The sequence below is a fragment of the Micromonospora sp. PTRAS2 genome (assembly GCF_054052245.1).
The window spans coordinates 24,313-47,658 of sequence record NZ_JBSWBU010000007.1 but is presented as its reverse complement, the minus strand read 5'-3'; the positions used below and the strand labels follow the sequence as shown (position 1 = coordinate 47,658).

Sequence of the window (23,346 nt, the reverse complement as noted above, 5' to 3'; positions counted from 1 at the left end):
CACCGACCCGCGGGGCGGGCGCCGGGTGGGCTCAGCCGGCCCGCGTCGACCGGGTCGGCCGGCTGTCGGCGTGCCAGGCCGCCACAAGATCCTCCCGCGCCCGCGCCACCCGGGAGCGGATCGTGCCGACGGGGCAGCCGCACACCTGCGCCGCCTCGGCGTACGACAGGCCGGCGACCTGGGTGGCGACGAACGCCTCCCGGCGCTCCGGGGCCAGACCGGCGATCAGCTGGCGCAGGACGACCCCGTCGTCCGTGCCCGGCTCGGCCATGCCCGCGCCCTCCGCCGCCGCCTGCCAGTCCGGCAACGCCGCCGTGCGCGGGCGGGTCACCGCCGTGCGGACGTGGTCGACGGCGACGCGGCGGGCGATGCTGAACACCCAGGTGCGGGCCGAGGACCGGCCGGCGAAGCCGGGCAGGCTGCGCAGCGCGCGCAGGAACGTCTCCTGGGTGAGGTCGTCGGCCTCCCCGGGCCCGGCGAGGTGGGCCAGGAACCGCCACACCGGGCCCTGCAGGGCCCGCACGAACGCGGCGGCCGCCGGCTGGTCGCCCGCGCCGGCCAGTCGGGCCCAGCGGGTCACCTGCTCGTCGTCGGCCCCCGCGCCGGCTGCCCACCCCGCTCCGCCACCGGGGCCGCTCACCGGCGGCCGTCCGCGCCGGTGCCGATCGTCGGCCGCGACGGACGGTGCCGTCGGGCGCTCACCTGGACCGGTACGGTCCGCGACGCTGCTCGGTTCACGTGGTCTGTCTCCCGGCCCAGCTCCGGCGGTTGGCACCCTCCGCCGGGGCGAAGGGCCGATCTCGATACGCCGCCCGGAAGCGCCGCACCCCGGTTTGTCGGCCCCCACCCCCAAAAAGTTCCCACCCACCCGTTCCCCACCCACCCCGCCCCTTCCCACCCGCCTCGGTGATCAAGAGAAAAGCGTCAGGGTTGATCTCGACGATGACGTAAACCTCTTGATCACGGAGCTGGGGCAGGGATGCCTGGGCGCCGCCCGACGCGGACGAGCGGGCCGCCCCCATCGGGGGCGGCCCGCTCGTGTCTCATGGTGACGTACGGGCGTTCGGCCCGCCGTCCGACTCAGTCGTCGTCGCGGTCGTCATCGTCGTCGCGGTCGTCCGCGTCGTGGTGATCGTCGCCGTCCACCGGCTCCTTCTCGGCCTCGACCACGGTGCCGTCGTTGCGGTCGACGTCGATCTCGTGTTCGGTCTGCCCGTCGACGATCTCGATGCTCCACACCGCCCGGCCGTTCTCGTCGTCGGCCTCGATCTCGACGATCCGCCCGCCGCCGGCCCGCGCGAGGGCGATCTCGCCGGCCCGCTGCTGGTCGACCTTGCCGGCCGGGGCACCGGTGTCCGCCGGGGCACTGGTGGCCGACGGCACGCCGGTGGCCGTGGGAGCGCCGGTCGGGGTGCCGCTCGCGCCGTCGTCCGGGGTGGTGGCCGCCGGGGCGGCGGTGGCGGCGGTCAGCGTGGTGCGAGCCACCCGGTCGTCGGCGGCGGTGACGCCGACGGCCACCCCGGCCGCCGCCAGCATCGCCGCGCCGCCCAGGGACGCCATGATCAGGGAGTTGCGCTTCATCTCGGGCACCTTTCCTCGTGTTCCTGCCTAGAAGGATCGGTCCCGGCGGGATAGCGGCGCGCTGCACCGACGCTAAGGCCCGGTTAAGGCCGTGCCGGCGCTAGGAGCCCGACGACGGCGGACCGAGCCAGAGCCGCACCTCCGCCCCGCCGCCGCGGGCGGTGCGCAGCTCCAGCCGGCCCCCGGCGGCCTCCGCCGCCCGGCGGGCGATGTCCAGGCCGAGACCGGTGGACCCGGCCGGGCTCGCGCCCCGGGCCACGGTGGCGGCGGGCATGCCGGGGCCGGAATCAGCCACCGCGAGCAGCACCCGCCCGTCCCGCCGGGCGAGCCGGACGGTGAACGCGGTGCCGTCGGGGGTGTGCGCGAAGACGTTGCCGAGCAGCGCGTCGACCGCGGCGGCCAGCTCGTCGGCGGGCACCCCGACCGGCAGCGGCCCGCCGGCCAGGTCACGGTGGACCTCCCGTCCGGTGTCCTCGGCCAGCACCGACCAGAACGCCACCCGGTCGGCCACCACGGCGGCCGCGTCGCAGGCGCTCGGGGCGGCAGCCGGTGACCGGTCGCGGCGGGCCTGGCGGATCAGGCCGGTCACCGCCCGCTCCAACGCGTCCGCCGCGGCGGCGATCCGGGCCGCGTCCTGCGGGTCGGGCAGCGACTCGGCCTCCAACCGCAGGGCCGTGAGCGGGGTGCGCAGCCGGTGGGACAGGTCGGCCACCTGCTCGCGTTCCTGCGCCAGGAGCACCTGGATGCGGCCGGCCAGGTGGTTGAGCGCGCCGGCCACCTCGCGCAGCTCGGCCGGGCCGGCGGGGGTGACCCGCGCGTCCAGCTCGGCGTTGGCGAGCCGGTGCGACACCGCCGACAGCTCGGTGATCGGCCGGACCAGGGTGCGGGCCAGCCGGTCGGCCACGGCCAGCCCCACCAGCACCAGCAGCACGCCGAGCAGGGCCAGCACGAGCCAGGCCCGGGTCACCCCGGCCGTCAGCTCGGCGCGGGGCACGACCGTGCGGATCACCCCGGTGCCGTCCGGCCGACCCTGCACGGCGATCACCACCTCGCGTCCCGCGTCGGACTCCGCGGTGAGGCTCTGCCCGCGTTCGGCCAGGGCCACCGCGGGGGTACGCGGGACGGGCGTGCCAAGCACGGTGTCGCCGGGAAGGTAGACGCTGACCGGGCGGCCGGACTCGGCGGCGAGCTGCTCGACGGTCAGCCGGATGGTCTCGGCGTCGGCGGTGCCCACCACGGGCACCAGGCTCTGCGCGTCGGCGGTGGCCCGGACGGTGGCCCGGTCCTCGGCGACGGCGCGCACCAGCAGCGCCAGCGGCACGAGGAACGCCACGAGGGTAAGCACACTGACGGCGGCGGCCAGCAGCGCCAGGCGGGCCCTCACGCCGCGCCGCCCGGCGGCTCCAGCCGCACGCCCACGCCCCGCACGGTGTGCAGGTAGCGGGGCTGCTGGGCGTTCTCGCCCAGCTTGCGGCGCAGCCACGACAGGTGCACGTCGACGGTCTTGTCCGCGCCGCCGTAGGGGATCTGCCAGACCTCGGTGAGCAGTTCCCGCTTGGTGACCACCTCGCCGGGGCGGGCGGCGAGATGGTGCAGCAGGTCGAACTCGCGCGGGGTCAGCTCGACCGCGACGCCGTCGAGGGTCACCTGGCGGGCGCGCGGGTCGACGCGCAGGCCGCCCACCACGAGCGTGGGATCGTCCGCCCCGGTGCCCGCGCCGCGCCGCAGCACCGCGCGGACCCGCGCGTCGAGCTGGGCGGCGGTGAACGGCTTCACGACGTAGTCGTCGGCGCCCGCGTCGAGGACCCGGACGATCTCGGTCTCGTCGTCGCGGGCGGTGGCCACGATGACGGGCACCGCGCTGACCGCCCGCAGCATCCGCAGCAGCTCCCGCCCGTCCAGGTCGGGCAGGCCCAGGTCGAGCACGACCAGGTCCGGCCGGTTGTCCAGGGCGTCGCGCAGCCCGTCCATCGCGGTCGACGCGGCGGCCACGGCGTGGCCCCGGTCCCGCAGCGCCCGCACCAGCGGCGTGCGGATGGTCAGGTCGTCCTCGATCAGCAGCAGGCGGGGCACACGACGAGGCTAGCCGCACCGGCAGGCGCCGGCCCGGCTCTTAACCCTCCCTTAGCGTCGTCCCATGCCACGGTCAACCCTCGATCGGGGATAGTCGGGGAATGGGTCGTCGTTCGTTACTCGCGGTCGCGGGGTGGCTGGCCACCGCCGCGCTCGCCACGCTGGTCGGGGTGGCCGCCATCCGGCTGGTCGGGGAGAGCATCACCGGCACCCCGGGCGGGGTGCGCAGCCAGGAGGAGGTCGAGCGGGCGCTGGCCACGCCGGCGCCCACGGCTTCCGGCGCCTCCTCCCCCGGCGTCGGCGAGCCCACGGGGCCGGCCGGCCCCGGTGCCCGGCGGGCCTTCGCGACCGCCGGCGGCACGGCCGTGGCCGAGTGCGGGCCGGGCGGGGTACGCCTGGTCTCCTGGGCCCCCGCGCAGGACCACCGGGTCGCCGACGTCGACCGGGGGCCGGACGACGACGTCGAGGTCACCTTCGTCGGGCCGGGCGGGGAGCACGAGCTGAAGGTGCGGTGCGTGGGCGGCGAGCCGGTGGCGGTCGCGGACGACTGACCACGGCGACGGGCAGCCGGTGGGCGACGCGACGGGCGACGCCTTGACACGGCGGAAGACGAACGAAAGCATCGATGATGGTCGCTGCTCGGAAAGCGCTTGCCGATCCGTCCCGCCGGCCCACCGGCTCCCGGGCGCGGCCGGTCCGACGCCACCGCACCCAAGGAGCACCGATGAGACTCCCCGTCCCCCGTCGACGCCCCCGCGCCCGGCGGTTCGGCCTGCCGGTCGCCACCGCGCTCGCCCTGGTCGGCGCGGCCGTGGCGGTCGCCCCGCAGGCCGCCTCCGCCGCCGCCGTCGACACCGGCGCCACGTACGTGTTCGTGAACCGGCACAGCGGCAAGGCCATGGACCTGTACGACTGGTCCACCGCCGACGGCGCGCCGGTCAACCAGTACGCCCGCAACGACCTCGCCGTGCAGCAGTGGCGCTTCGTCGACGTGGGCGGCGGCTACTACCAGATCCGCTCCGCGCACAGCGGCAAGGTCCTCGAACTGCCCAACGCCGTCGACGGCACCCCGCTCGTGCAGAACCCGGCGGTCAGCGGCAACACCCGGCAGCACTTCGGGCTCGCCGACTCCGCCGGCGGATACGTCCGGTTCGTCAACCGGCACAGCGGCAAGGCCCTCGACGTGTGGGGCTGGTCCACCGCCGACGGGGGCATGATCTCGCAGTACCAGGACCTGGGCGGGGCCAACCAGCAGTGGCAGCTCGTCCGGGTCGGTGCCGCCGCCGACTGCGGGTCGGGCGCGTTCCAGGCCGAGGCGGTGCTCGGCGGCGGCACCTGGACGGTCCGCAACGGCGGCAGCACGGTCCACACCGGCACCGACATGCGCGCCGCCGTGCAGGCCGCCGTGAACAGCCTGACCGCCGGGCGCACCAGCAAGCAGCGGGTGGTGGTGCGCGGCTCCGGCTCGATGAGCGCCGGCTCCCGGATCTCGCTGCCCAGCTACACCACCATCGACGTGTGCGGCACGATCAACGTGACCGGCACCGGCTCCGGCGACCAGGCGCCCATCTACTCCCGAGGGACCACACAGGTGGAGGTGCAGCACCTCACCGTCACGGGCAGCCCGCTGTACGGAATCTTCCTGCGCAACGTCACCAACGTGGTCCTCGGGCAGATCGACATGCGGCTGACCGCCGGCCTGGGCGTGCGCATCGACAACCGCGGCGACACCAGCCAGTGGACGCGCAACGTGCGCATCGACAACGTCTACGTCTCCGGGGCCAGCTCGCACGCCGTCGAGACCTACGGCGTCGACGGCCTGACCGTCGGCACCGTCACCGCCCGCAACGTCGGCGAGTCGGGGCTGCTGCTCAACCAGACCATCAACGCCACCGTCACCACCGTCGACGCGGAGAACGCCGGCACCGGCACCGGGTACGCGGCGTTCCGGATGGCCAACCGCAACGGCCGCGTCGGCGACAGCTACCCGACCAACGTCCGGGTGGGCACGGTGCGCGCCCGCGGCGGCGGCCGGGGGATCTTCTGCGTCTCCGAGTCCGGCGGGGCGACGATCGACCGGGTCGACATCGCCAACACCGGCAACAACGCCATCCTGATCGAGAACTGCTACGGCGTGAACATCGCCTCCGGTGGCGGCACGATCAGCGGCGGCGGGGAGGTGCGGCTCGCCGAGCGCACCGAGTTCCCCGGCACCCGTGACATCACGCTGCGCAACTTCACGCTGGTCAACAGCCGGATCGTGGAGAACCCGTGCGTGGACAACCTGACCATCAGCAACGTCACGCTGAACAACTCGTCGATCAGCCGCTGCTGAGCGAGCGGGCCGCACCGGGCCGCCGCCGGGCGCAGACGCACCGGCGGCGGCTCAGGCGGGGTCGGCCCGGCCCAGCCGCCAGTACCCCATGAAGGCCACCGCCCGCCGGTCCAGCCCCCGCTCCGCCACCAGGTGCCGGCGCAGCGTACGGATGACGCCGGCCTCCCCCGCCAGCCACGCGTACAGCGGCACCGGCGTCGCCGGGGTCGGCACCTCCCAGAGCAGTTCCCGGTCGACGTCGACGTCGGCGACCGGGCCGGCGCCCGGCGTGGGGCCGCAGAGCAGGTCGGCCGCCGCCGCGACGGCGGGCACGAGGCGGCTGCCGTGCCGCCCGCCGGCGCGGGGCAGCCAGGTGACCCGCATGCCGGGCGGCGCGGCGACGCCGAGCGTGTCGGCGGGCTCGGGCACCTCCAGCAGCGCCTGTCCCCGGGCGTCGGCCGGGAGCCGCTCCAGGATGGCGGTGATCGCCGGCACGGCGGTCTCGTCGCCGGCCAGCAGCAGCCGGCCCGCCGGCGGCGGCCGGAACTCGATGCCGCCGTGCTCGCCGTCGAAGCCGGCGTCGGGGCCGAGCAGGGCCGCCCGGTCACCGGGGCACACCCGGCGGGCCCACCGGGTGGCGGGGCCGCCGTCGCCGTGCAGGACGAGGTCGACGTCCACCTCGGCCAGGTCCGGGCGGGCGGCCCGGACGGTGTACGTGCGGACCGGGTTGCGCAGGTGCTCGGGCAGGGCCCGGTAGCGGGCGTACCAGTCGGGGCCCTCGGGGAGGTTCACCCCGGCCTGCCCGGGCAGCGGCAGCGCCAGCTTGATCCGCTGGTCGTAGCCGTTGTCGGCGAACCGGTCGAGGTCGGCGCCGGTGAAGGTGACGCGGACGAACGACGGGCTGAGCCGCCGCACGGCGCGGACCTCGACGTCGAACAGCCGCCACGGCGCGATGGGCAGGGTCTGGGTCATGGCGCCTCTCGGGCTCCGGCGGGGTCCCGTCCCACGGCACCCGGCGTCGATCATCGGACACCGGTCAGGTTAGCCTACCCTTACACAGTCACGCACGGGGGTGGGCGGCCGTCCCTCCACCGGGCGACCGGCCGCCGGCTCAGCCCCGGGCGGCCACCCGGTCGAGGAAGACCGACCGGTCCAGGAAGAGCAGCTGGGCCCGCTTCTCCGGCAGGTCGATCTGCGGCCCGGGCACGAACCCGGCGCGGACCAGCCGGGCGACCGCCTTGTCGTTGCGCGCGTCCGGCTCGGCGACGATGCGCAGCCGGCCCGGGTCGGCCAGCACGAAGGCGAGGAACGCGTCGAGGACCGCTCCGGTGAAGCCGGGCTCGACGCCGCCGTCCGGCGGGCCGATCAGCAGGTGGACGCCGAAGTCGCCCGGGCGCACGTCGTAGCACTCGCCGACCGGGTCGGCCGCCGGCTCGTACGTCTGGAACAGCGCCGCCGGCCGGCCGTCGCGGTGCACGAGGTAGGCGTGGTGGGTGGCGAGCGAGTCGAGGTACTCGTAGATCTCGCGCACCCGCTCGCGGCTGGCCTCACGCATGCCCCAGAACCGCGACCGCTCCCGGGTGACCCAGTCGTGGAGCACGTCGACGTCGCGGGCCGGCTCGACGGGGCGGATGAGCACCTCGCCGAACCCCTCGACGTGTCGCCGGCAGGTGGTCGATGCGGTCGCCATGTGACTCCTCGGTAGACGACACCGTGACGGACGGTCAGGTCAGGGCAGCTTAGCCACACCATCGACGGCCGCGCACGTCGCCCGTCCACCCGCGACACCCGGGGCACGTACGCGGACGGGTGGCCGGCCCCCGTCGGTGTCGGGGCCGGCCACCCGCGTCGCCGCGTGCGCGGCGGCTACCTCCAGGTGTCGGTGTTGGTCCGGGTGCCGCTGGCCGGGGTGGTGAACGTGCGGTTGCCGCCGGACTCCCAGGTCACGGTGCCGTCGGGGTTCTTCTTCACGTACTTGTACTCGACGGCGGTGTTCGGGGGCAGGTCGACCGTCGCCCGCCAGACCGGGTAGGTGGCCGAGGAGAGCGCCACGGCGTTGGCCGGGTTCCACCCGCCGAGGGCCGCGACGTTGCCGACGACGTAGACGTTCTGGCCGTAGCTGGTCGTGACGGTGGCGTCGAACGAGGTGGCGATCTGCCCGCTCGTGACGGTGTCGCCGCGGAACGTCTCGGTGACCGCGTAGGTGCCGCTGGCGGGGGTGGTGAACGTCCGGTTCGCACCGGACTCCCAGGTGACCGCGCCGGCGGCGGTCTTCTTGACGAACTTGTACTCCACCGCCGTGGACCGGGGCAGGTCGACCACGGCCCGGTAGGTGCCGCCGCCCTGCGCGGTCAGCTTGACGGCGCTGGCCGGGGCCCACGAGCCCAGCTCGGCGACGCTGCCGACCACGTAGACGTCCTGGCCGGCGGCCGGGGTCGCGCCGACGGTGAAGGTCGTGGCGATCTTGTCGGTCGGGTTGCTGGTCGGGGTGGCCGTCGGCGACGCGGTCGGGGACACCGTGGGGCTGGCCGTCGGCGACGGGGTCGCGCCGGGGCGGGCGGCCACGTGGATCGCGACCGCGTTGTTGGCCGGGATCGTCACCGACGCCCGGCCGCCGGAGACGGTCACCGTGGCGCCGGCGCAGCCGGACGCGGTGGCGGGGCCGGAGACGACGTCGCAGTACTGGCCGTCGGCGAGGCCGGTGGTGAACGTGGCGGTCGCGGCGCTGCCGGAGTCGTTGATGCCGATCCAGGCGCGGTCGCCGCGGTGGAAGCCGATGACGTTGCTGTTCACCGCCGTGAAGTCCGAGACGGTCTTGACCGACCGCGCGGCGTTGGCCCAGCCGACCATGCCCTTGATGCCGGTGGACTGGGTCAGGCAGTTCCAGGAGCCGCCGCAGACGGTGTCGGTGACGTAGCCGTTGCCGTCGGCCGGCGGGGACTGGTTGCGGTTGGACCAGGAGAAGCTGTCGTAGACCGACGGCTTGCCGTGCGGGTAGGCCAGGGCGAAGTAGTTGGCCAGGGTGTAGTCGCTGCCGTTCTTGTAGGACAGCACGACCCCGTCGCGCTCCAGGTCGTGGTTGGTGACCATGGCGAAGACGTTGGCGCTGGGCGCGTCGAGGTTCCAGCTGCCGACGTTGGCGAGCGTGGAGATCGAGCCCTGGAAGGCGGACTTCAGGCCCTTGGCGTACGCGAAGTCGAGCACGTCGCCGTTGCCGATGAAGGCCCGCGCCTTGAGGGCGTCGTTGCTCGCGCCGTCGAAGATCTCCTGGGCGACGTACGGGCGCTTGTTCTCGGCGACGGTGTTGTTCAGCTTGCCGAGGATCGCCGCGAAGTCCTCCTTCTTGACGTGCTTGACGGCGTCCACCCGGAACCCGTCGACGCCGAGGCCGATCATGTCGTTGAGGAAGGCGGCGATCTTGGTGCGGACGCTGTCCTTCTCGGTGTACAGGTCCGTCAGGGACAGCAGCTCGCAGCTGGTGACCTGGGCCTCGTTGTTCCAGTCGTTGATGGTGCCGTTGGTCGGGCAGTTGTCGCCCGGCCGGTGGAAGTCGCCGGTGCCGTAGGGCACCGCGGGGAAGCTGTAGCCGGGGCCGGAGAAGTCGGTGCCGGCGTAGCCGACGACGGACTCCGGGTTGTTCGCGCCGGCCATGTGGTTGACGACCGCGTCGACGTACACGCGTACGCCGGCGTTGTGGCAGGCGGTGACCATGGCCGCGAACTGCGCGCGGTTGCCGAAGCGGCTCTCCAGCTTGTACGACACCGGCTGGTACACCTCGTACCAGGGGTGCACGCCGTCGGCGCTGTTGGGCAGGCTGACCGACTCCTGGGGCGGCGCGACCTGGACCGCGCCGTAGCCGGCGGGGCCGAGGTGGTTGGTGCAGGCGGCGGAGACGGAGTTCCAGTTCCACTCCCACAGGTTCGCCGTCACCTCGCTGTCGTTGAGGGCGACGGCGGCACGGGCGGGGGTGGCGGTGGTGGTGGCAGCGACGATCGCCGGTGTCGCGCCGGCCGCGACGATCGCGGCGGCGAGCAGCAGGCGACCGGCGCGGCCACGGGGGTGTGGCCCTACGGATTCCATGACAGGGGGAACCTTCTTCCGGGGTCGAAGAGGCACTGACGCGTGTGGACGGCCGTCCGGGTAGCGAAACGATGCGGCATACCTGAAAGGGATTGCAAGACCTTGCGGCAAGATTCTTGAAACCCATCGGCAACACCGCCGCCACGTGAACGGTCACACTCCCCCGGAAAGTCGCAGGCCAGCCCGGGACACTCCACTGCGGCGGGTCACCGCGCGAGCACCCAGCGCGCTTCGAAAACTGGGACGCCATTGACGCGCCGCCCGACCCGACGTAGCTTTCTCCGCAAGAGTTTCCAGCTGCTTTCAGTTCGCCGTCGCCGCGACGCCCCTCCTCAGCCGGCGCGCTGCGCCCGGCGCAGCAGCCACGCGGCGAGCAGCCCACCGGCGAGGACGGCAACGGCCCCGACGGTCTGCCCGGCCTCCGACGCGGCCCGGAAGGCGTCGGTGACCTGACCGCGCTCGGCGTCCGTCGCGGCGGCGAGCGCGGCGGGGAACGAGCCGGCACCGGCCAGCGCGGCGGGCAGCAACGCGGCGAACCGGGCGTTGAGCACCGCCCCCAGCACGGCGACGCCGAGGCTGCTGCCGACCTCCGTCATCGTGCCGTCCACCCCGGCGCCCGCCCCGGCCTTCTCCGGCGGGATCGCGCTCATCACCGCCTCCACGATCGCCGGGTTGGCCAGGGCGCAGCCGGTGCCCATCGTGAGCAGCCCGGCCAGCAGCACGGCGTAGCCGTCGGACGGGGCGTGGGTGACCAGCAGCAGGCCCCCGGCGAGCAGCGTCATGCCGACGGCGATGGCGGCGGCCGTGCCCAGCCGATGGATCAGCCGCGCGGCCACCCCGGCGAGGTTGAGCACGACGATGGACAGCGCGAACGGCACCATCCGCAACCCGGCCTCCCAGGCGGGGTAGCCCCGGACGAACTGGAGGTGCTGGGTGAGCAGGAACAGGGCCCCGGTGGCGCCGAAGGTGATCAGGACGACGCCGGAGATCGCGCCGACGAAGCGCCGGTTGCGGAACAGGTCCATGTCCAGCATGGGATGGGCGACCCGCAGCTCCCACCGGACGAAGCCGACGAGCAGCAGCGCGCCGCCCACGGCCGCGCCGAGCACCGGCACGGAGAGCCAGCCCTGCTCCGGGCCGGCGATGATCGCGTACACCACCGCGGTGAGGCCGGCGGTGGACAGCGCCACCCCGCCCACGTCGAACCGCCCGCCGGCCGGGTCCCGGGACTCCGGCACCAGGGCCGCGCCCGCCGCCAGGCAGAGCAGCACGATCGGGATGTTGACCAGGAAGATCGCCTCCCACGGGAAGTGCGCGAGGATGGCGCCGCCGACGGGCGGCCCGGCCGCGAAGCCCAGCGCGCTCGCCGCCGCCCACACGCCGATGGCCCGGGGGCGCTCGGTGGCGTCGAAGACCTGCATCGCCACCGCCAGGGTGGAGGTGACCAGCAGGGCCCCGCCGACGCCCATCCCGGCCCGGGCAGCGACGAGCTGGCCGGTGGACCCGGCGAGCGCGGCCAGCAGCGAACCCAGTCCGAACAGGACGAGGCCGGCGAGCAGCATGCGGCGGCGGCCGTACCGGTCGACGGCCCCACCGGCGGTGATCAGCAGCCCGGACTGCACCAGCGCGTACGCGTTGATGGTCCACTGCACGTCGGCGGTGCTGGCCCCCAGTTCGGCGGTGAGCACGGGCACCGCCACGGTGAGCACGGTGTTGTCGAGCACCACGGTGACCTGGGCGAGGCAGAGCACCGCGAGGATCAGCCACCGGGTGCGCAGCGGGCGGGCGAGGGTGCCCAGCGTCGCCGTCACCGGGCGCTCCAGTAGGCCAGCGCGGTGAGCTGGTGCCGGCCGACTCCCAGGGTGCGACGCAGGTGCCGGGTGATGTCGCGGGTGCTGGCCGCCTCGCAGGCCACCCAGTAGTGGGCGTCGGCGGCGCCGGGCAGGGCCGTCCGGACGGTGTCGACCAGGTGCCGCCCTCCGTCGCGGCGCGGCACCCAGACCACCTCGTGGCAGGGGCGGGCCCGGGACGGCAGCGCCTTCTCGTCGTCGTGGGCGTACTCGACCCAGACCGTCGCGGGCAGGTCGGGGGCGGCGTCGAGCAGGCTGTTGACCGCCGGCAGCGACGCGGCGTCGCCGACCAGGTAGAGGTGGCGCGGGGCGGGGTCGGGCAGCCGGAACGCGCTGCCCTGCACGGTGGCGTCGATGGTGTCCCCGACGCGGGCGGCGGCCGCCCAGCGGGCCGCGCATCCGTCGTGCAGGGCGAACTCCAGGCTGAACCGCCCGGCCGCCGGGTCGGGGTCGACGAGGGTGTAGGCGCGCTGGTGGGGCCGACCGTCGTCGTCGAACCACAGCCGGATCCACATGGTGGGGTGGACGCCGCACTCGGCGAGCAGGCCGCCGTCGTCGAGGTGCAGGCGCTGGTACCGCCCGCCCACCGACTCGGTCCCCCGCACCGTGAGCCGGAAGGTCCGGCCGCCCATCGCGCGGAGCACCAGGGCTTCCCAGTTCCGTTTCACGCACCCCTCCAGTAAGGTCAGCCTAAGTTAGGGGAGGGTAACCTAAATGACGCTGTTACGGGAGTCGGCCGCACCGCCGACGCGGGCCGCCGGCATCCACCGCGACGCCTGGGGCGTGCCGCACCTGTGGGCCGAGACCGTGGACGACCTCGCCCGCCTGCAGGGGCGGGCCGCCGCGCTGGACCGGGCCTGGCAGGTCGAGGTGGAGCGGTGGCGCTCCGAGGGGCGGCTCGCCGAGCACCTCGGCCCGGCCGAGGTCGGCTGGGACCGCTTCGCCCGCCGCGCCCGCCTCGACGACACCGCCCGCAGCTGCTACGCGCGGCTCGACCCGGCCACCCGGCGCTGGGTCGCCGCGTACGCCCAGGGGGTCAACGACGGGCTGGCCGAGGGGGCCGCCGCGGCGCCGGAGTTCGCGGCGGCCGGCTGCGCCCCCGGCCGGTGGCGGCCCTGGTCGCCGCTGGGGGTCTTCCTGGTGCAGCACGTGTTGTTCTCGACCTTCCCCACCAAGCTGTGGCGCGCCCACGTCGCCGCCACGCTCGGGCCTGCGGCCACCGCCCTGTTCGACGCCGAGCCCCCCGGCGGCTCGGGCAGCAACGCCTGGGTGACGCCCGCCGACCCGGCCACCGGCCGTGGCCCGGTCGTCGCCGGCGACCCGCACCGCATCCTCGAACTGCCCGGTGTTTACCACCAGGTGCGCCTCGCCTGCCCCGAGTTCGACGTGCTCGGCTTCGCGTTCCCCGGCGTGCCGGGCCTGCCCCACTTCGGCCATGCCGGCGACGTGGCCTGGGCCGTGACCAACGCGATGGCCGACTACCAGGACCTCTACCGCGAGCGGCTGCGCCGCGAGGGCGACCTGGTCTGGGTCCGCGAGGCCGACGGCTGGGCGCCGGCCCGCCGCCGGGTCGAGACCATCGGGGTACGCGACGGCGAGCCAGAAACCGTCGAAGTGATCGAGACGGCCCGGGGGCCGGTAATCGACCACGACCGGCACACCGGCGAGGCGCTCAGCCTGCGCACGCCCAGCCGTGTCGCGCAGCGGCTCGGCTTCGACGCGCTGCTGCCGCTGCTGCGGTCGCGGACCGTCGACGACGTCGCCACCGCGCTGCAGGCCTGGGTAGAGCCGGTCAACAGCGTGCTCGTCGCCGACCGGTCGGGCGCGGTCACCCAGCTCGTCGCCGGCCTGGTGCCGGTGCGCGACGACCGGTGCCGCCAGGAACCGGTGCCCGCCTGGGAGCCGCGCTACCGCTGGAGCAGCGAGTACGCGCCGCTGCCCCGCACGGCGGTCACCGGGCCCACGGCCTGCGCCAACGACCGCCGGCCCGACGTGGCGGCGCTGGGCCGCGACTTCGCCCCGCCGCACCGGGCCCGCCGCATCCGCGCCCTGCTCGCCGAGGGCGCCGAACCGGCGGCCGTGCACATGGACACCCGGCTCGACGCGGGCGTGCTGCGCGGCGTCCTCGGCCGGCTCGACCCCGACGCGCTCACCGGTCCGGCCCGCGACCTGCGGGACCGGCTTGCCGCCTGGGACGGGCGGATGGCCGCCGACAGCGTCGACGCCGCCGCGTACGCCGCCTGGCGGGCGGCCCTGGCCCGGGGGCTGCACGAGCACCCGGCGCTGCGCCCGCTGCGCTCCCCCGGCGCGTACGACGAGCTGTTCGGGCCGTGGACGAACCCCCTCGGCCGGATCGGGTACGCCCTCGACGCCGTCGTGGCCGGGCTGCCCCGCCTCGGCGTCGACGTCGACCCCGTGGCCGCCGCCGCGCTGGAGGAGGTGGCCCACGGCGACCCGCCCGGCACCTGGGGGCAACGGCACACCCTGCACCCCGTGCACCTGCCGGTCAGCCCCGAGGTCGACGCGGCGGTGGACGCGATGCGCGCCCGCGTCACGCTGGGCGGCGACAGCGACTGCGTGCTCGCCACCAGCAGCGTCCCCGGCCTGTCCGACGCCTGCTGGCGCGGCCCGGTCGCCCGGTACGTGTGGGACCTGACCGACCGGGCGGAGAGCCGGTGGGTGGTGCCGTTCGGCGCGTCCGGCCGCCCCGGCGACCCGCACTTCGCCGACCAGTTGCCGCGGTGGGCCAGCGGCGAGCTGATCCCGGTCGTGACCGACTGGCGGCTGCTCACCCCCGAACCCGACGAACCGCGCCCCGACCCCGAGAAGAGGAACGCGTGACACCCCTGGAGACCCTGCCCGGCCTCGGCGAGCTGGCCCTCGCCACGGTCGACCCGCAGGCCCATGCCGAGCTGCTGCACGGCTGGGTCACCCAGCCCCGGGCCGTCTACTGGGGCATGGGCGGCTACACCGTCGACGAGGTCCGCGAGGTCTACGCCTTCGTCGACGGGCTGGCGACGCATCACGCGTACCTGATCCTGCTCGACGGCGCGCCGGTCGGTCTGTTCCAGACCTACCAGCCCGAGGCCGACCCGGTCGGCGAGCGCTACCCGGTGCGGCCCGGCGACGTCGGCATGCACCTGCTGCTGGCCCCCGGTCGGCGCGCGGGGCGCGACTTCACCGGCACGGTAGGCCCGGCGCTGGTGCGGTTCCTGTTCCGCGACCCGGCCCGGCAGCGGGTCGTGGTCGAGCCGGACGTGCGCAACGAGCTGGCGCTGCGCCGGCTGGAGCGCTCCGGCTTCACGTTCGACGACGAGATCGACATGCCGGACAAGCGGGCCCGGCTGGCGTTCCTGACCCGGGACCGCTTCGAGGCGCTCTTCCCCGCCCCGCTGCCCGGCTGACGACCCGCGGGCCGGATCGGCCGGGCGGCGGGCGGCGGGCGGCGGGCGGCGGGCGGCGGGCGGCGAACGATGCAGCAGAACCGGCGCATAGGGAGCTGAGTCATCCACGACATCACCCGCCGCTCCCCGTCCGGGCCGGCCCGGTGCCGGCGCGGGCCAAGCCGGGGCGGGCCAGCCGGGGCGGGGAGCGGCGGGCGATGTCGTATTCGACTCAGCTCCCTATGCGTGGGGTGGAGTCACCTCGCCGGGCGGTGCGGCTGGGCGAGCCCGGGACGGCCGGCGGCCGGATCGCGCAGCGGGTCGCCGTCGAGCCAGGTGCGCAGCGCCCACCACCAGCGCACCGTCTGCGGCACCGGCCACCGGCCGCCCGGCTCGGCGAGGGTCGGCGGCATCGCGGTCAGCTCCTGCACCCGGCGCAGCCGGTAGCGCACGGTGTTCGGGTGCAGGTGCAGGGCCTCGGCCGTGCGGTCCAGCCGCTGGCCGTGGTCGAGGTAGGTCAGTGCGGTCGAGGCGAGCTGCCGGTGGAACTCGTCGGCCGGGTCGAGGGCTGCCAGCAGCTCCCCGCTGACCAGGTCGGCCAGGGCCGGCTGGGCGGCCAGCGCGGTCTCCCCGGCGAGGTCGACCACCCGGTGCAGGCCACGCAGCCCGGCCCGGGACGCGGCGCGCAGGGCGGCCACGCAGAGCCGGTGCAGGGCCGGGGCCTGCGCCAGGGGCCGTGCCGGGGCGGCCACCACGAGCCCGGCCGCGTCGGCGAGGTCGGCGGGCGGCAGCCGTACGCACAGGCCGGCGAGCCGGTCGTCGACGGTGCCGAACAGCGCGCCGCCGCCGCAGAGCTGCCGCTCCACCGCCGCGATCCGGGCCGGGTCGGTCAGCTCGGTGACCACGCAGTGGTAGCGGCCGTCGGGGCGCAGCCCGAAGGCGGCCAGGTCGTCGGGGCGCAGCCCGAGATCGTCCCCGGGGTGCCCATCGCCCGCCTCGTCGAGCAGCAGCCGACGCAGCAGCCGGTTGCGGGCGTCGCGGCGGGTGCGGGCCAGTTCCAGCTCCGCCGTGTGATGGCCGTCGACCAGGGCGCGCTCCAGCGCGCTGGCATACCGGCCGAGCTCCAGCAGGGCGTCCAGCAGCGCGGTGTCGGGTATCCCGGCGGCCCGGCCGCGGTCGAGCGCGATCTCGACCACGCGCTGCCGGCCAGCCTGCACCCCGCGCAGCAGGCCGGCGACGGAGACGCCCTGCGCGGCCCGGTCGGCGCCGAGGCGTCGGGCCTCGGCGAAGTCCCGCTCGCTCGGCTCCGCCAGCCGTTCGAACGACGCCAGCCCGGCGGTCAGCAGGGCCGCCACGTGCCGGCGGTTCTCGGCCGTCGGCAGCCGGGCCACCTCGGGCGAGTGTTCCCGGGCCGCCTCGACCATCTCGTCCACGACCCGCCGGTCGGTCGCCAGCTCGCGCAGCAGCGCGCCGAGGGCCCCGGCCCGCTCCGGCATCCTCATCGGCCCGCTTCCCTCCGCCCCGGCCACTGTGGGCCGTCCACAACGACCCGGCCGGGTTTTGGCCCCCGTGCCCTACCGGGAGTCCGGCTTCGGTTGGTTTCCTTCTGTTACCGCAAAGTAACACCGCACCAGCGCACCGCGGAACGCCACCATCGGTCGCCCCCACCGGCAGGAGCAGCCCATGCCCGCAGCAGCACCGTCGTCCCCGCCCGTCCGCCGCGCCCGCAGGTACGGCGCCCTCGCCGCCGCCCTCGCCGTCGTGGCCACCGCCGCGCCGGCCCCGGCCGTCGCCGCCCCCGCCGCGCCGGTGGGCGCCGCCGCCCTGGAGGAGGTGATGTTCGTCGGCAACAACTGGGAGGGCACCGTCGACGTCATCCGCTCCCGGGGCGACTACGCCCGCCTCGGCCGGGTCAACGTCGTGCCCGACAAGCAGCAGCGGCTCTGGGAGATCTACCTCAACCCGATCAAGCTCGCCTTCTACCTGGGCATCCAGCAGGGCCCCGGCGAGGGGCACGACCAACTCGTCGACGACATGTACACCACGCCGGACGGGACGGCGCTGGTGGCGTCCCGGCCCAGCTTCGCCGACGTCGTCTCGATCGACCTGCGCACCGGCGCGGTGCGCTGGCGGTTCCCCGTCTCCGGGTTCCGCTCCGACCACATGGCCGTCTCCCCAGACGGCACCCGTGTCGCGGTCTCGGCGTCCACCTCGGACACCGTGCACGTGCTCGACATCAACACGGGCAAGCAGGTCGGCTCGTTCGGCACCGGCGACACCCCGCACGAGAACATCTTCACCGACGGCGGCCGGCACATCTGGAACATGTCCATCGGGGACGTCAACAGCTCGCTCGACGCCCCGTCGCAGGACTGGACCAAGGGCGACCGGAAGATCACCATTGCCGACGCGACCACCTTCGCGAAGGTCAAGGAGATCGACATGCGGCCCCGGCTCGACGCGTACGGCCGCAGCGACCTCTCCGACGCCGTCCGGCCGGCGGTCTTCACCCCCGACGAGAGCAAGCTCTACTTCCAGGTGTCGTTCTTCAACGGCTTCGTCGAGTACGACGTGGCCGGCGACCGGGTCACCCGGGTCGCCACGCTGCCGAAGAACCCGAACACCACCGAGGACCGCACGAAGTGGGTCAACGACTCGCGGCACCACGGCATGTCGATCAGCCCGGACGGGGCGAAGCTCTGCGTCGCCGGGACGATGGACGACTACACCACGATCGTCGACCGGTCCACCCTCGCCCCGGGTCCGCTGGTCACGGCCAGCAAGCCGTACTGGGCGACGGTGAGCGGCGACGGCCGCGACTGCGTCATCTCGGAGTCGGGCGCCGACCAGGTCACCGCGATCAGCTTCGCCACGGGCCAGAAGGTGGTCAGCGTCCCCGTCGGCGACCACCCCCAGCGGGTGCGGATCGGGCACCTCCCCGCCGGCTGGACCCCGCCGGCTGCCCGGTAGTCCCCCCGCGCGGGTGCGGCCCGGCCGGTGATCCGGCCGGGCCGCGCCCGTCTGCCCGTGGTCAGCCGCCGAGGCTGGTGGCGGCCGAGGCGATCGCGGAGGCGAAGTAGCTCACCTGCGTGTAGACGCCCGGGTAGTTGGGGCGGGCGCAGCCGTTGCCCCAGCTGACGATGCCGACCTGGATCCAGGCGTTGGCGGCGTCGCGGCGGAACATCGGGCCGCCCGAGTCGCCCTGGCAGGTGTCGGTGCCGCCGGAGGCGTAGCCGGCGCAGATCTCCTCGGCCGGGATGATGTCGCCGCCGTAGTTGGTGCTGCAGACGGAGTCGCTGACGAACGGCACGGTGGCCTTGAGCAGGTAGCGCTGCTGCGCGCCGCCCTCGCGCGCCGCGCCCCAGCCGGCGACGGTGAAGGTGCCGCTGTCGTACGCGCCGGTGGTGGCGATGGGCAGGGTGGCCAGGCCGGTGACCGGGGTGGCCAGGCGGATCAGCGCCCAGTCCTTGCCGTTGCCGTTGTAGCCGGGCGCGCGGTAGACGTAGTTGGACCGGACGGTGATCCGGCTGGCCGACTGCAGGTCGACCACGCCGAGCGTGGCGGTGATGCTGGTGTTGGCGCCGGTGCGGCCGACGCAGTGCGCGGCGGTGAGGACCAGGGTGGGGCTGTAGAGCGAGCCGCCGCAGCCCATGGAGAGCCGCACCATGAAGGGGAACTCGCCCTGGGCGGCGGGCGTGCCGCCGACGACGTTCGGGGTGACCGTGGCGTCGCCCGCGGCGGCGGCGGGTGCGGCGAGGGTGAGGCTGCCCGCGGTCACCGCGGCGAGCGCGGTGGCCAACAGGCCGGTGAGGGTGCGCCAGCGAACCATGTGTTCCTCCGCATCATCTGCGGCGCCCCGGGGGTGACGCGCCGCCTTCGGATGACGCGAATCATATTTAGGAACGTCGATTACCAGTCATCCTCACCTGGTCATACGACGGCGCTATCGCGGCGCTCAGCCGGCACCGAAGCAGACGAAGGCCGCCGCCGTGGCCAGGCTGGCGCCGTCGCCCGTCGCCACGAACGCGGCCTGGGCGTCGGCCAGGGCGCGCGCCGGCCGCGCACCCTGGCGCATCCTGCGGTGCAGGTCGAGCATCAGCGCGGTGGTGGGCTCGGCCGGCACCGGCAGCACGGTGGCCACCAGGCAGCGGGCGCCCCGGGCCAGCAGCACCGCCGTGAAGCCCATGACCTCGTCGCCGGGGCGCACCCCGGACAGCCCCGAGTCGCACGCGGACAGCACGACGCAGCCGGGCGGCCGGGGCAGCCGCTCCAGCTCGTACGCCAGCAGCGGCCCGTCGGCCAGCTCCAGGCGGGAGAAGAGCGGGTTGTCGGCCCGGAACGTGCCGTGCGCGGCGATGTGGGCCAGCGCCGCACCGTCCAGCGCGGCGGTCAGCGCACCGGCGGTGGCGTCCGCCCCGGTGAACACCCGCGCGCCCGGCAGCACGCCGGAGAGCTGGCGTACCTCGGTCTGGGCGGCCGGCAGGCGCGGACCCGCCGCCAGCACCGGCGGCCCGTCCGGCGCGTCCCTGCGGTCCGCGACCAGCCAGGCCGTGGCCGAGGGGGCGACGGTGACCGGCCGGCCGGCGCAGCTGGGCAGGCCCGACCACGGCACGGCGTGCAGGGCCCCGATCGGGACGACGACCAAGGGGCGGTCGCCCAGGTGCCGGCGCAACGGGTCGAACAGCTGCCGGTCCAGCGCCGCCGCCGCGTGCGCCACGCCGGCCCGCACGCCTGCCGAGTCGCCGGTGGTGACCAGCCGACGCAGGCCGAACCGGAGCAGCCGGGCCCGGTTCGCCGCCTCGGCGAGCGGGCCGAGGTCGTGCAGGGTCGCCCGCCCGTCGCGGACCAGCACCGCCCGCAGCCGCTCCCCGTGCGCCACCAGCTCGACCAGCACGCGCGGGCCGAGCCGCCCGGCCAGCGTCGCCACGCCGGGCGGCGACGCCACGGCCCCGCCGCCGGGCACCCGCCGGGACAGGTCGCGGATGTGCTGCTCCAGCCGGGCCTGCCGGCCCCGCAGCGCGTGCGCCGGCCGGCCGGCGAGCAGGGTGTCCTCCAGCAGGCTGCTGACCAGCCGCAGCTCGGTGAGCGCGGCGAACAGGTCCGGGTCGGCCGGCGGCAGCGCCGCCCGGGTGCGCACCGCGCTGGCCCGCCACCGCTCCGCCCAGGCCAGCACCCGCGCCGGGGCGCCCGAGCGGACCGCGATGTCGAGGCCCTCGGCGGCCAACTCCTGCCCGTACGCCCCGCTGTGCGCCCGCAGCTCGGTGGCGCCGAGCGAGGCCCGGTGGCTGTCCAGCACGGCCAGCCCACGGCGCAGCGCCCGCGCCGCCGCCCGGTCGTCCCCGGCGAGCCGGTGCGACAGCGCCAGGGCGTACCACCCCTGGGCGCGGCCGGGCGCGGTGCCCCACCGGCGGGCGCGGGCCGCCGCGTCGAGCAGGGCCGCCGCACGGTCGGTGCGGCCCAGCGCGGCGGCCAGCCGGCCGGCGTCGATCCGCGTGGTCAACGCGGGGCCGGGCCACCCGGTCGCGTCGAGCTGACCGGCGGTACGCACCAACGCCGTCAACAGGGCCGCCGAGCGGGTGCCCCGGCGGAACTCGGCACGCAGCTCCACGTGCCGGGCGAAGGCGGCCCAGATGCGGCGGCCCTGGCGGCGGAACCGGGCCCGCGCCTGGGCTGCCGTGCCGGTGGCGGTGTCCAGGTCGCCGGCGAGCAGCGCCGCCCTGGCCCGGGCCAGCAGCGCCTCGGCGAGGTCGGAGGCCATGCCCCGGCGGTTCAGCTCCCGCACGGCCACGGCGGCGACCTCGACCGCCTCGTCGAGCAGGGGCACCGACAGCAGCAGCTCGAAGCGGTCCAGCAGCAGCGCCGGCCGGGGCACGGCGAGCCGCCGGTATTCCCGTTCGACCTCGGCGAAGCAGCGCAGCGCCCCCACCGTGTCGCCGCGCTGGCCGGCCGCGATGCCCAGGTTCCAGCGGGCGTCGGCGGCGGCGAGGTCCAGCCCCAGCCCCTCGAAGATGGCCGCCGACCGGGCGAGGTCGTCGTCGCGGCCCCGCGCGCCCCGGTGGGCGTTGAGCAGGCCCCGGTTGTTGCGGGCCCGGGCCTCCAGCAGCCGGTCGCCCTCGCGCTGGGCGATGTCGACGGCGAGGGAGTAGTCGCGCACCGCCTCGTCGTAGCGGCCCCGGTAGTGCAGCACCACGCCCCGCTGCATCCGGGCCCGCCCGGCGTCGGCGCCGGTGAGCTGCGGCAGGGCGGCGGTCACCGCCCGCAGCGCCGCGGCGGTGCGGCCGGCGTTGGCCAGCACGTAGCCGAGGCTCATCCGGGCCAGGGCCCGCGCCCGGGGCGTCGTGGCGGCCCGTTCCGCCCGGCGCAGGTGCCGCAGCGCCCCGGGCAGGTCGTTGAGCTCCCGCAGGGCCAGGCCGATCGCCCGTTCGGCGGTGGACCGCTCGTCACCGGCGACGGCGCGACCGGCGGCGAGCACCCGCTGCGCGATCGCGATCGCCTCGCGGGGATAGCGCTGCACGGCGTCGAGCGCGGACTGGGCCGCGCCGGCGGAACCGGCGCTGTCGGCCATGACAGACAGCGTTCCCGATGGACCCGGCCACCGTCAATCCGGGGTCCGACAGTGGAAATTGCCGGCATTGGACCGCCCATTCCTCCAATTGACTTTCAACTATGCTTTGGAAGAATCGACAGCGCCCCGACGTGCTGTCGCACCGGGACACCGCCGACCGCGCACGTCGCGACCGCCTGGAGGACCGGTGCTTCCTGACCGCCCCCGCACGCCACCGCCCGCCGGTCGACTGTCCCGGCGCGGGCTGCTCACCCTGGCCGCGTGCGCCGCGGCGGCACCGCTCGGCGACGTGCTGCGACCGGCCGCCGCCGCGGCCGAGGGCACCGACGACGACGCGTACCAGAAGGCGTTCTCCGCCGCGCTGGCCGCCGACCCCGACGTGCGGCGCTACACCGCGCCGGGCCGGGAGTTCCTCTACCGTCCCCGGCAGCTGCTCGCCGCCAACGCCGACGCCCAACGGGTCCTGTCCTGGCTGCGCTCGCGCGGGCACCAGGTGAGCGTGGGGGCCGGCTTCGCCGGCGTCACCCGGCTGCTGTTCGCCAAGGAGACCGACGTGCCGGCGGTGGTGACGGCGCTGCGCGACCCGAGGCAGTGGCCCGGCCAGCAGGTCCCCCGGGTGCAGCCGCACCACGTGCTGCTGGGCCTGGGCAACATCATGGGCAACCCCGGCAGCCCGCCCCGGGCCGCGGCGGCACTGCCGCCGCCGGACCCGGCCCGCCTCGGCGAGGGCGCCGGCGTCACCGTCGGGGTCTGCGACACCGGGATCTGGCAGCAGGCCGGCGCCTGGCATCCCCAGTGGCTCGGCGGCAGCTACCTGCCGGAGGCCGACGACCTGGACGCGCTGTACGTCTCCGGCACCACGCTGGCCCCGCAGGGCGGGCACGGCACCTTCGTCGCCGGGGTCGTCCGGCAGGCCGCGCCGGGGGTACGGGTGGACCCCGAGCAGGCGTTGAACCCCACCGGCGTCGGCGACGAGGCGATGCTGGTGGCCGCCATGTCCCGCCTCGGGTCGCAGGTGACCGTGGTCAACCTGTCCCTCGGCGGCTTCACCCAGGACGACGTGCCCCCGCTGCCGCTGGTCAACGCCGTGGCCGCGCTGCCGGCGCAGACCGCCGTGGTGGCCGCCGCCGGCAACGCCGGCAGCAGCCGTCCCGCCTGGCCGGCCGCCCTGGAACGGGTGCTCGCCGTGGCCGCGGTGTCCCGCGACGGCGGGGTCCTCGTGCCGGCGTCCTACAGCGGCTTCGGCCCGTGGGTCGACGCCTGCGCCCTCGGCGAGCGCGACAGCACGTACGTCGAGGGCCAGCTGCCGCTGCCGGGGCGGCCGACCCAGGTGTTCCACGGCTTCGCGACGTGGGCCGGCAGCTCCTTCGCCACGGGCCACGTGTCCGGTAGGCTCGCCGCGATGATGACCGCCGGTGGCCTGAGCGCCGACGCGGCGCGCCTCGCGCTGCTGGCCAACCCCCGCTGGCATCCCGACTACGGGGTGCTCGTCGCATGAGC

The 23,346-nt window shown here is 75.6% G+C and carries 18 protein-coding genes; 6 read left to right on the top strand and 12 right to left on the bottom strand.

Features of this window, described 5'->3' with window-relative positions:
* Positions 1–31: 31 nt before the first annotated feature.
* The 4 genes from ACVMYR_RS21530 to ACVMYR_RS21515 form a co-directional block, all read right to left on the bottom strand.
* Positions 32–640 (bottom strand): sigma-70 family RNA polymerase sigma factor, encoded by a 609-nt coding sequence (locus ACVMYR_RS21530; RefSeq protein WP_396792556.1) that lies wholly within the window; start codon positions 638–640, stop codon positions 32–34.
* Positions 641–1,080: 440 nt separating this feature from the next.
* Positions 1,081–1,581, bottom strand: a complete 501-nt coding sequence (locus ACVMYR_RS21525) for a PepSY domain-containing protein (RefSeq protein ID WP_198956789.1) — start codon at positions 1,579–1,581, stop codon at positions 1,081–1,083.
* Between the two features lie 100 nt (positions 1,582–1,681).
* Positions 1,682–2,965, bottom strand: a complete 1,284-nt coding sequence (locus ACVMYR_RS21520) for an ATP-binding protein (protein WP_457122556.1) — start codon at positions 2,963–2,965, stop codon at positions 1,682–1,684.
* The gene (locus tag ACVMYR_RS21515; protein ID WP_043969193.1) at positions 2,962–3,654 is read right to left on the bottom strand and encodes a response regulator transcription factor; all 693 of its coding nucleotides are present in this window, start codon (positions 3,652–3,654) and stop codon (positions 2,962–2,964) included. Before ACVMYR_RS21515 ends, ACVMYR_RS21520 begins: the two co-directional genes overlap by 4 nt.
* Positions 3,655–3,755: 101 nt before the next feature.
* Here ACVMYR_RS21515 and ACVMYR_RS21510 point away from each other — a divergent pair, with 101 nt between their 5' ends.
* Together ACVMYR_RS21510 and ACVMYR_RS21505 are read left to right on the top strand one after the other, a co-directional pair.
* Positions 3,756–4,205, top strand: a complete 450-nt coding sequence (locus tag ACVMYR_RS21510) for a septum formation initiator (RefSeq protein ID WP_457122555.1) — start codon at positions 3,756–3,758, stop codon at positions 4,203–4,205.
* A 173-nt stretch (positions 4,206–4,378) separates the two neighbouring features.
* Positions 4,379–5,989 (top strand): RICIN domain-containing protein, encoded by a 1,611-nt coding sequence (locus ACVMYR_RS21505; RefSeq protein WP_457122554.1) that lies wholly within the window; start codon positions 4,379–4,381, stop codon positions 5,987–5,989.
* A 51-nt stretch (positions 5,990–6,040) separates the two neighbouring features.
* Here the strand turns inward: ACVMYR_RS21505 and ACVMYR_RS21500 are convergent, their stop codons facing one another.
* From ACVMYR_RS21500 to ACVMYR_RS21480, 5 genes are all read right to left on the bottom strand, one after another.
* Positions 6,041–6,940 (bottom strand): siderophore-interacting protein, encoded by a 900-nt coding sequence (locus tag ACVMYR_RS21500; protein WP_396792567.1) that lies wholly within the window; start codon positions 6,938–6,940, stop codon positions 6,041–6,043.
* A 139-nt stretch (positions 6,941–7,079) separates the two neighbouring features.
* Positions 7,080–7,658: a GNAT family N-acetyltransferase gene (locus ACVMYR_RS21495; protein WP_077940384.1), complete on the bottom strand. Its 579-nt coding sequence runs from the start codon at positions 7,656–7,658 to the stop codon at positions 7,080–7,082.
* Between the two features lie 176 nt (positions 7,659–7,834).
* Positions 7,835–10,048, bottom strand: coding sequence for a carbohydrate-binding module family 20 domain-containing protein (locus ACVMYR_RS21490; protein WP_457122553.1), 2,214 nt, complete (start codon positions 10,046–10,048; stop codon positions 7,835–7,837).
* A 332-nt stretch (positions 10,049–10,380) separates the two neighbouring features.
* A complete protein-coding gene (locus ACVMYR_RS21485; protein ID WP_457122552.1) occupies positions 10,381–11,859 on the bottom strand; it encodes an MFS transporter in 1,479 nt (492 codons plus the stop codon).
* Complete coding sequence (locus ACVMYR_RS21480) at positions 11,856–12,566, bottom strand: siderophore-interacting protein (protein WP_077940386.1); 711 nt, start codon at positions 12,564–12,566, stop codon at positions 11,856–11,858. Before ACVMYR_RS21480 ends, ACVMYR_RS21485 begins: the two co-directional genes overlap by 4 nt.
* Positions 12,567–12,612: 46 nt before the next feature.
* On the opposite strand from ACVMYR_RS21480, the gene ACVMYR_RS21475 reads away from it, so the two are divergent.
* Together ACVMYR_RS21475 and ACVMYR_RS21470 are read left to right on the top strand one after the other, a co-directional pair.
* On the top strand, positions 12,613–14,739 hold the full coding sequence (locus ACVMYR_RS21475; RefSeq protein ID WP_457122551.1) for a penicillin acylase family protein: 2,127 nt from the start codon (positions 12,613–12,615) through the stop codon (positions 14,737–14,739).
* Positions 14,736–15,302 carry a GNAT family N-acetyltransferase gene (locus tag ACVMYR_RS21470; protein ID WP_457122550.1) on the top strand — a complete coding sequence of 189 codons (567 nt, stop codon included), beginning with the start codon at positions 14,736–14,738 and terminating at the stop codon, positions 15,300–15,302. The genes ACVMYR_RS21475 and ACVMYR_RS21470 overlap by 4 nt, the downstream gene beginning before the upstream one ends.
* Before the next feature lie 236 nt (positions 15,303–15,538).
* Here the strand turns inward: ACVMYR_RS21470 and ACVMYR_RS21465 are convergent, their stop codons facing one another.
* Positions 15,539–16,783 carry a PucR family transcriptional regulator gene (locus ACVMYR_RS21465; protein WP_457122549.1) on the bottom strand — a complete coding sequence of 415 codons (1,245 nt, stop codon included), beginning with the start codon at positions 16,781–16,783 and terminating at the stop codon, positions 15,539–15,541.
* A gap of 181 nt (positions 16,784–16,964) precedes the next feature.
* On the opposite strand from ACVMYR_RS21465, the gene ACVMYR_RS21460 reads away from it, so the two are divergent.
* Positions 16,965–18,251 carry a YncE family protein gene (locus ACVMYR_RS21460; protein ID WP_077940391.1) on the top strand — a complete coding sequence of 429 codons (1,287 nt, stop codon included), beginning with the start codon at positions 16,965–16,967 and terminating at the stop codon, positions 18,249–18,251.
* A gap of 61 nt (positions 18,252–18,312) precedes the next feature.
* Here the strand turns inward: ACVMYR_RS21460 and ACVMYR_RS21455 are convergent, their stop codons facing one another.
* Both ACVMYR_RS21455 and ACVMYR_RS21450 read right to left on the bottom strand, forming a co-directional pair.
* Entirely contained in the window at positions 18,313–19,110 is a 798-nt protein-coding gene (locus ACVMYR_RS21455) for a S1 family peptidase (RefSeq protein ID WP_077940392.1), read from the bottom strand.
* A gap of 126 nt (positions 19,111–19,236) precedes the next feature.
* A complete protein-coding gene (locus ACVMYR_RS21450) occupies positions 19,237–21,846 on the bottom strand; it encodes a CHAT domain-containing protein (RefSeq protein WP_457122548.1) in 2,610 nt (869 codons plus the stop codon).
* A gap of 187 nt (positions 21,847–22,033) precedes the next feature.
* Between ACVMYR_RS21450 and ACVMYR_RS21445 the strand changes: the two genes are divergently transcribed.
* Positions 22,034–23,344, top strand: a complete 1,311-nt coding sequence (locus ACVMYR_RS21445) for a S8 family peptidase (RefSeq protein WP_228987045.1) — start codon at positions 22,034–22,036, stop codon at positions 23,342–23,344.
* The last annotated feature ends 2 nt before the right edge of the window (positions 23,345–23,346 follow it).

Coding starts and splice junctions, on each gene's coding strand:
- ACVMYR_RS21465 (WP_457122549.1), bottom strand. CDS start 16,783: ATGAGGATGCCGGAGCGGGCCGGGGCCCTCGGCGCGCTGCTGCGCGAG.
- ACVMYR_RS21525 (WP_198956789.1), bottom strand. CDS start 1,581: ATGAAGCGCAACTCCCTGATCATGGCGTCCCTGGGCGGCGCGGCGATG.
- ACVMYR_RS21460 (WP_077940391.1), top strand. CDS start 16,965: ATGCCCGCAGCAGCACCGTCGTCCCCGCCCGTCCGCCGCGCCCGCAGG.
- ACVMYR_RS21475 (WP_457122551.1), top strand. CDS start 12,613: ATGACGCTGTTACGGGAGTCGGCCGCACCGCCGACGCGGGCCGCCGGC.
- ACVMYR_RS21500 (WP_396792567.1), bottom strand. CDS start 6,940: ATGACCCAGACCCTGCCCATCGCGCCGTGGCGGCTGTTCGACGTCGAG.
- ACVMYR_RS21450 (WP_457122548.1), bottom strand. CDS start 21,846: ATGGCCGACAGCGCCGGTTCCGCCGGCGCGGCCCAGTCCGCGCTCGAC.
- ACVMYR_RS21505 (WP_457122554.1), top strand. CDS start 4,379: ATGAGACTCCCCGTCCCCCGTCGACGCCCCCGCGCCCGGCGGTTCGGC.
- ACVMYR_RS21490 (WP_457122553.1), bottom strand. CDS start 10,048: ATGGAATCCGTAGGGCCACACCCCCGTGGCCGCGCCGGTCGCCTGCTG.
- ACVMYR_RS21510 (WP_457122555.1), top strand. CDS start 3,756: ATGGGTCGTCGTTCGTTACTCGCGGTCGCGGGGTGGCTGGCCACCGCC.
- ACVMYR_RS21455 (WP_077940392.1), bottom strand. CDS start 19,110: ATGGTTCGCTGGCGCACCCTCACCGGCCTGTTGGCCACCGCGCTCGCC.
- ACVMYR_RS21495 (WP_077940384.1), bottom strand. CDS start 7,658: ATGGCGACCGCATCGACCACCTGCCGGCGACACGTCGAGGGGTTCGGC.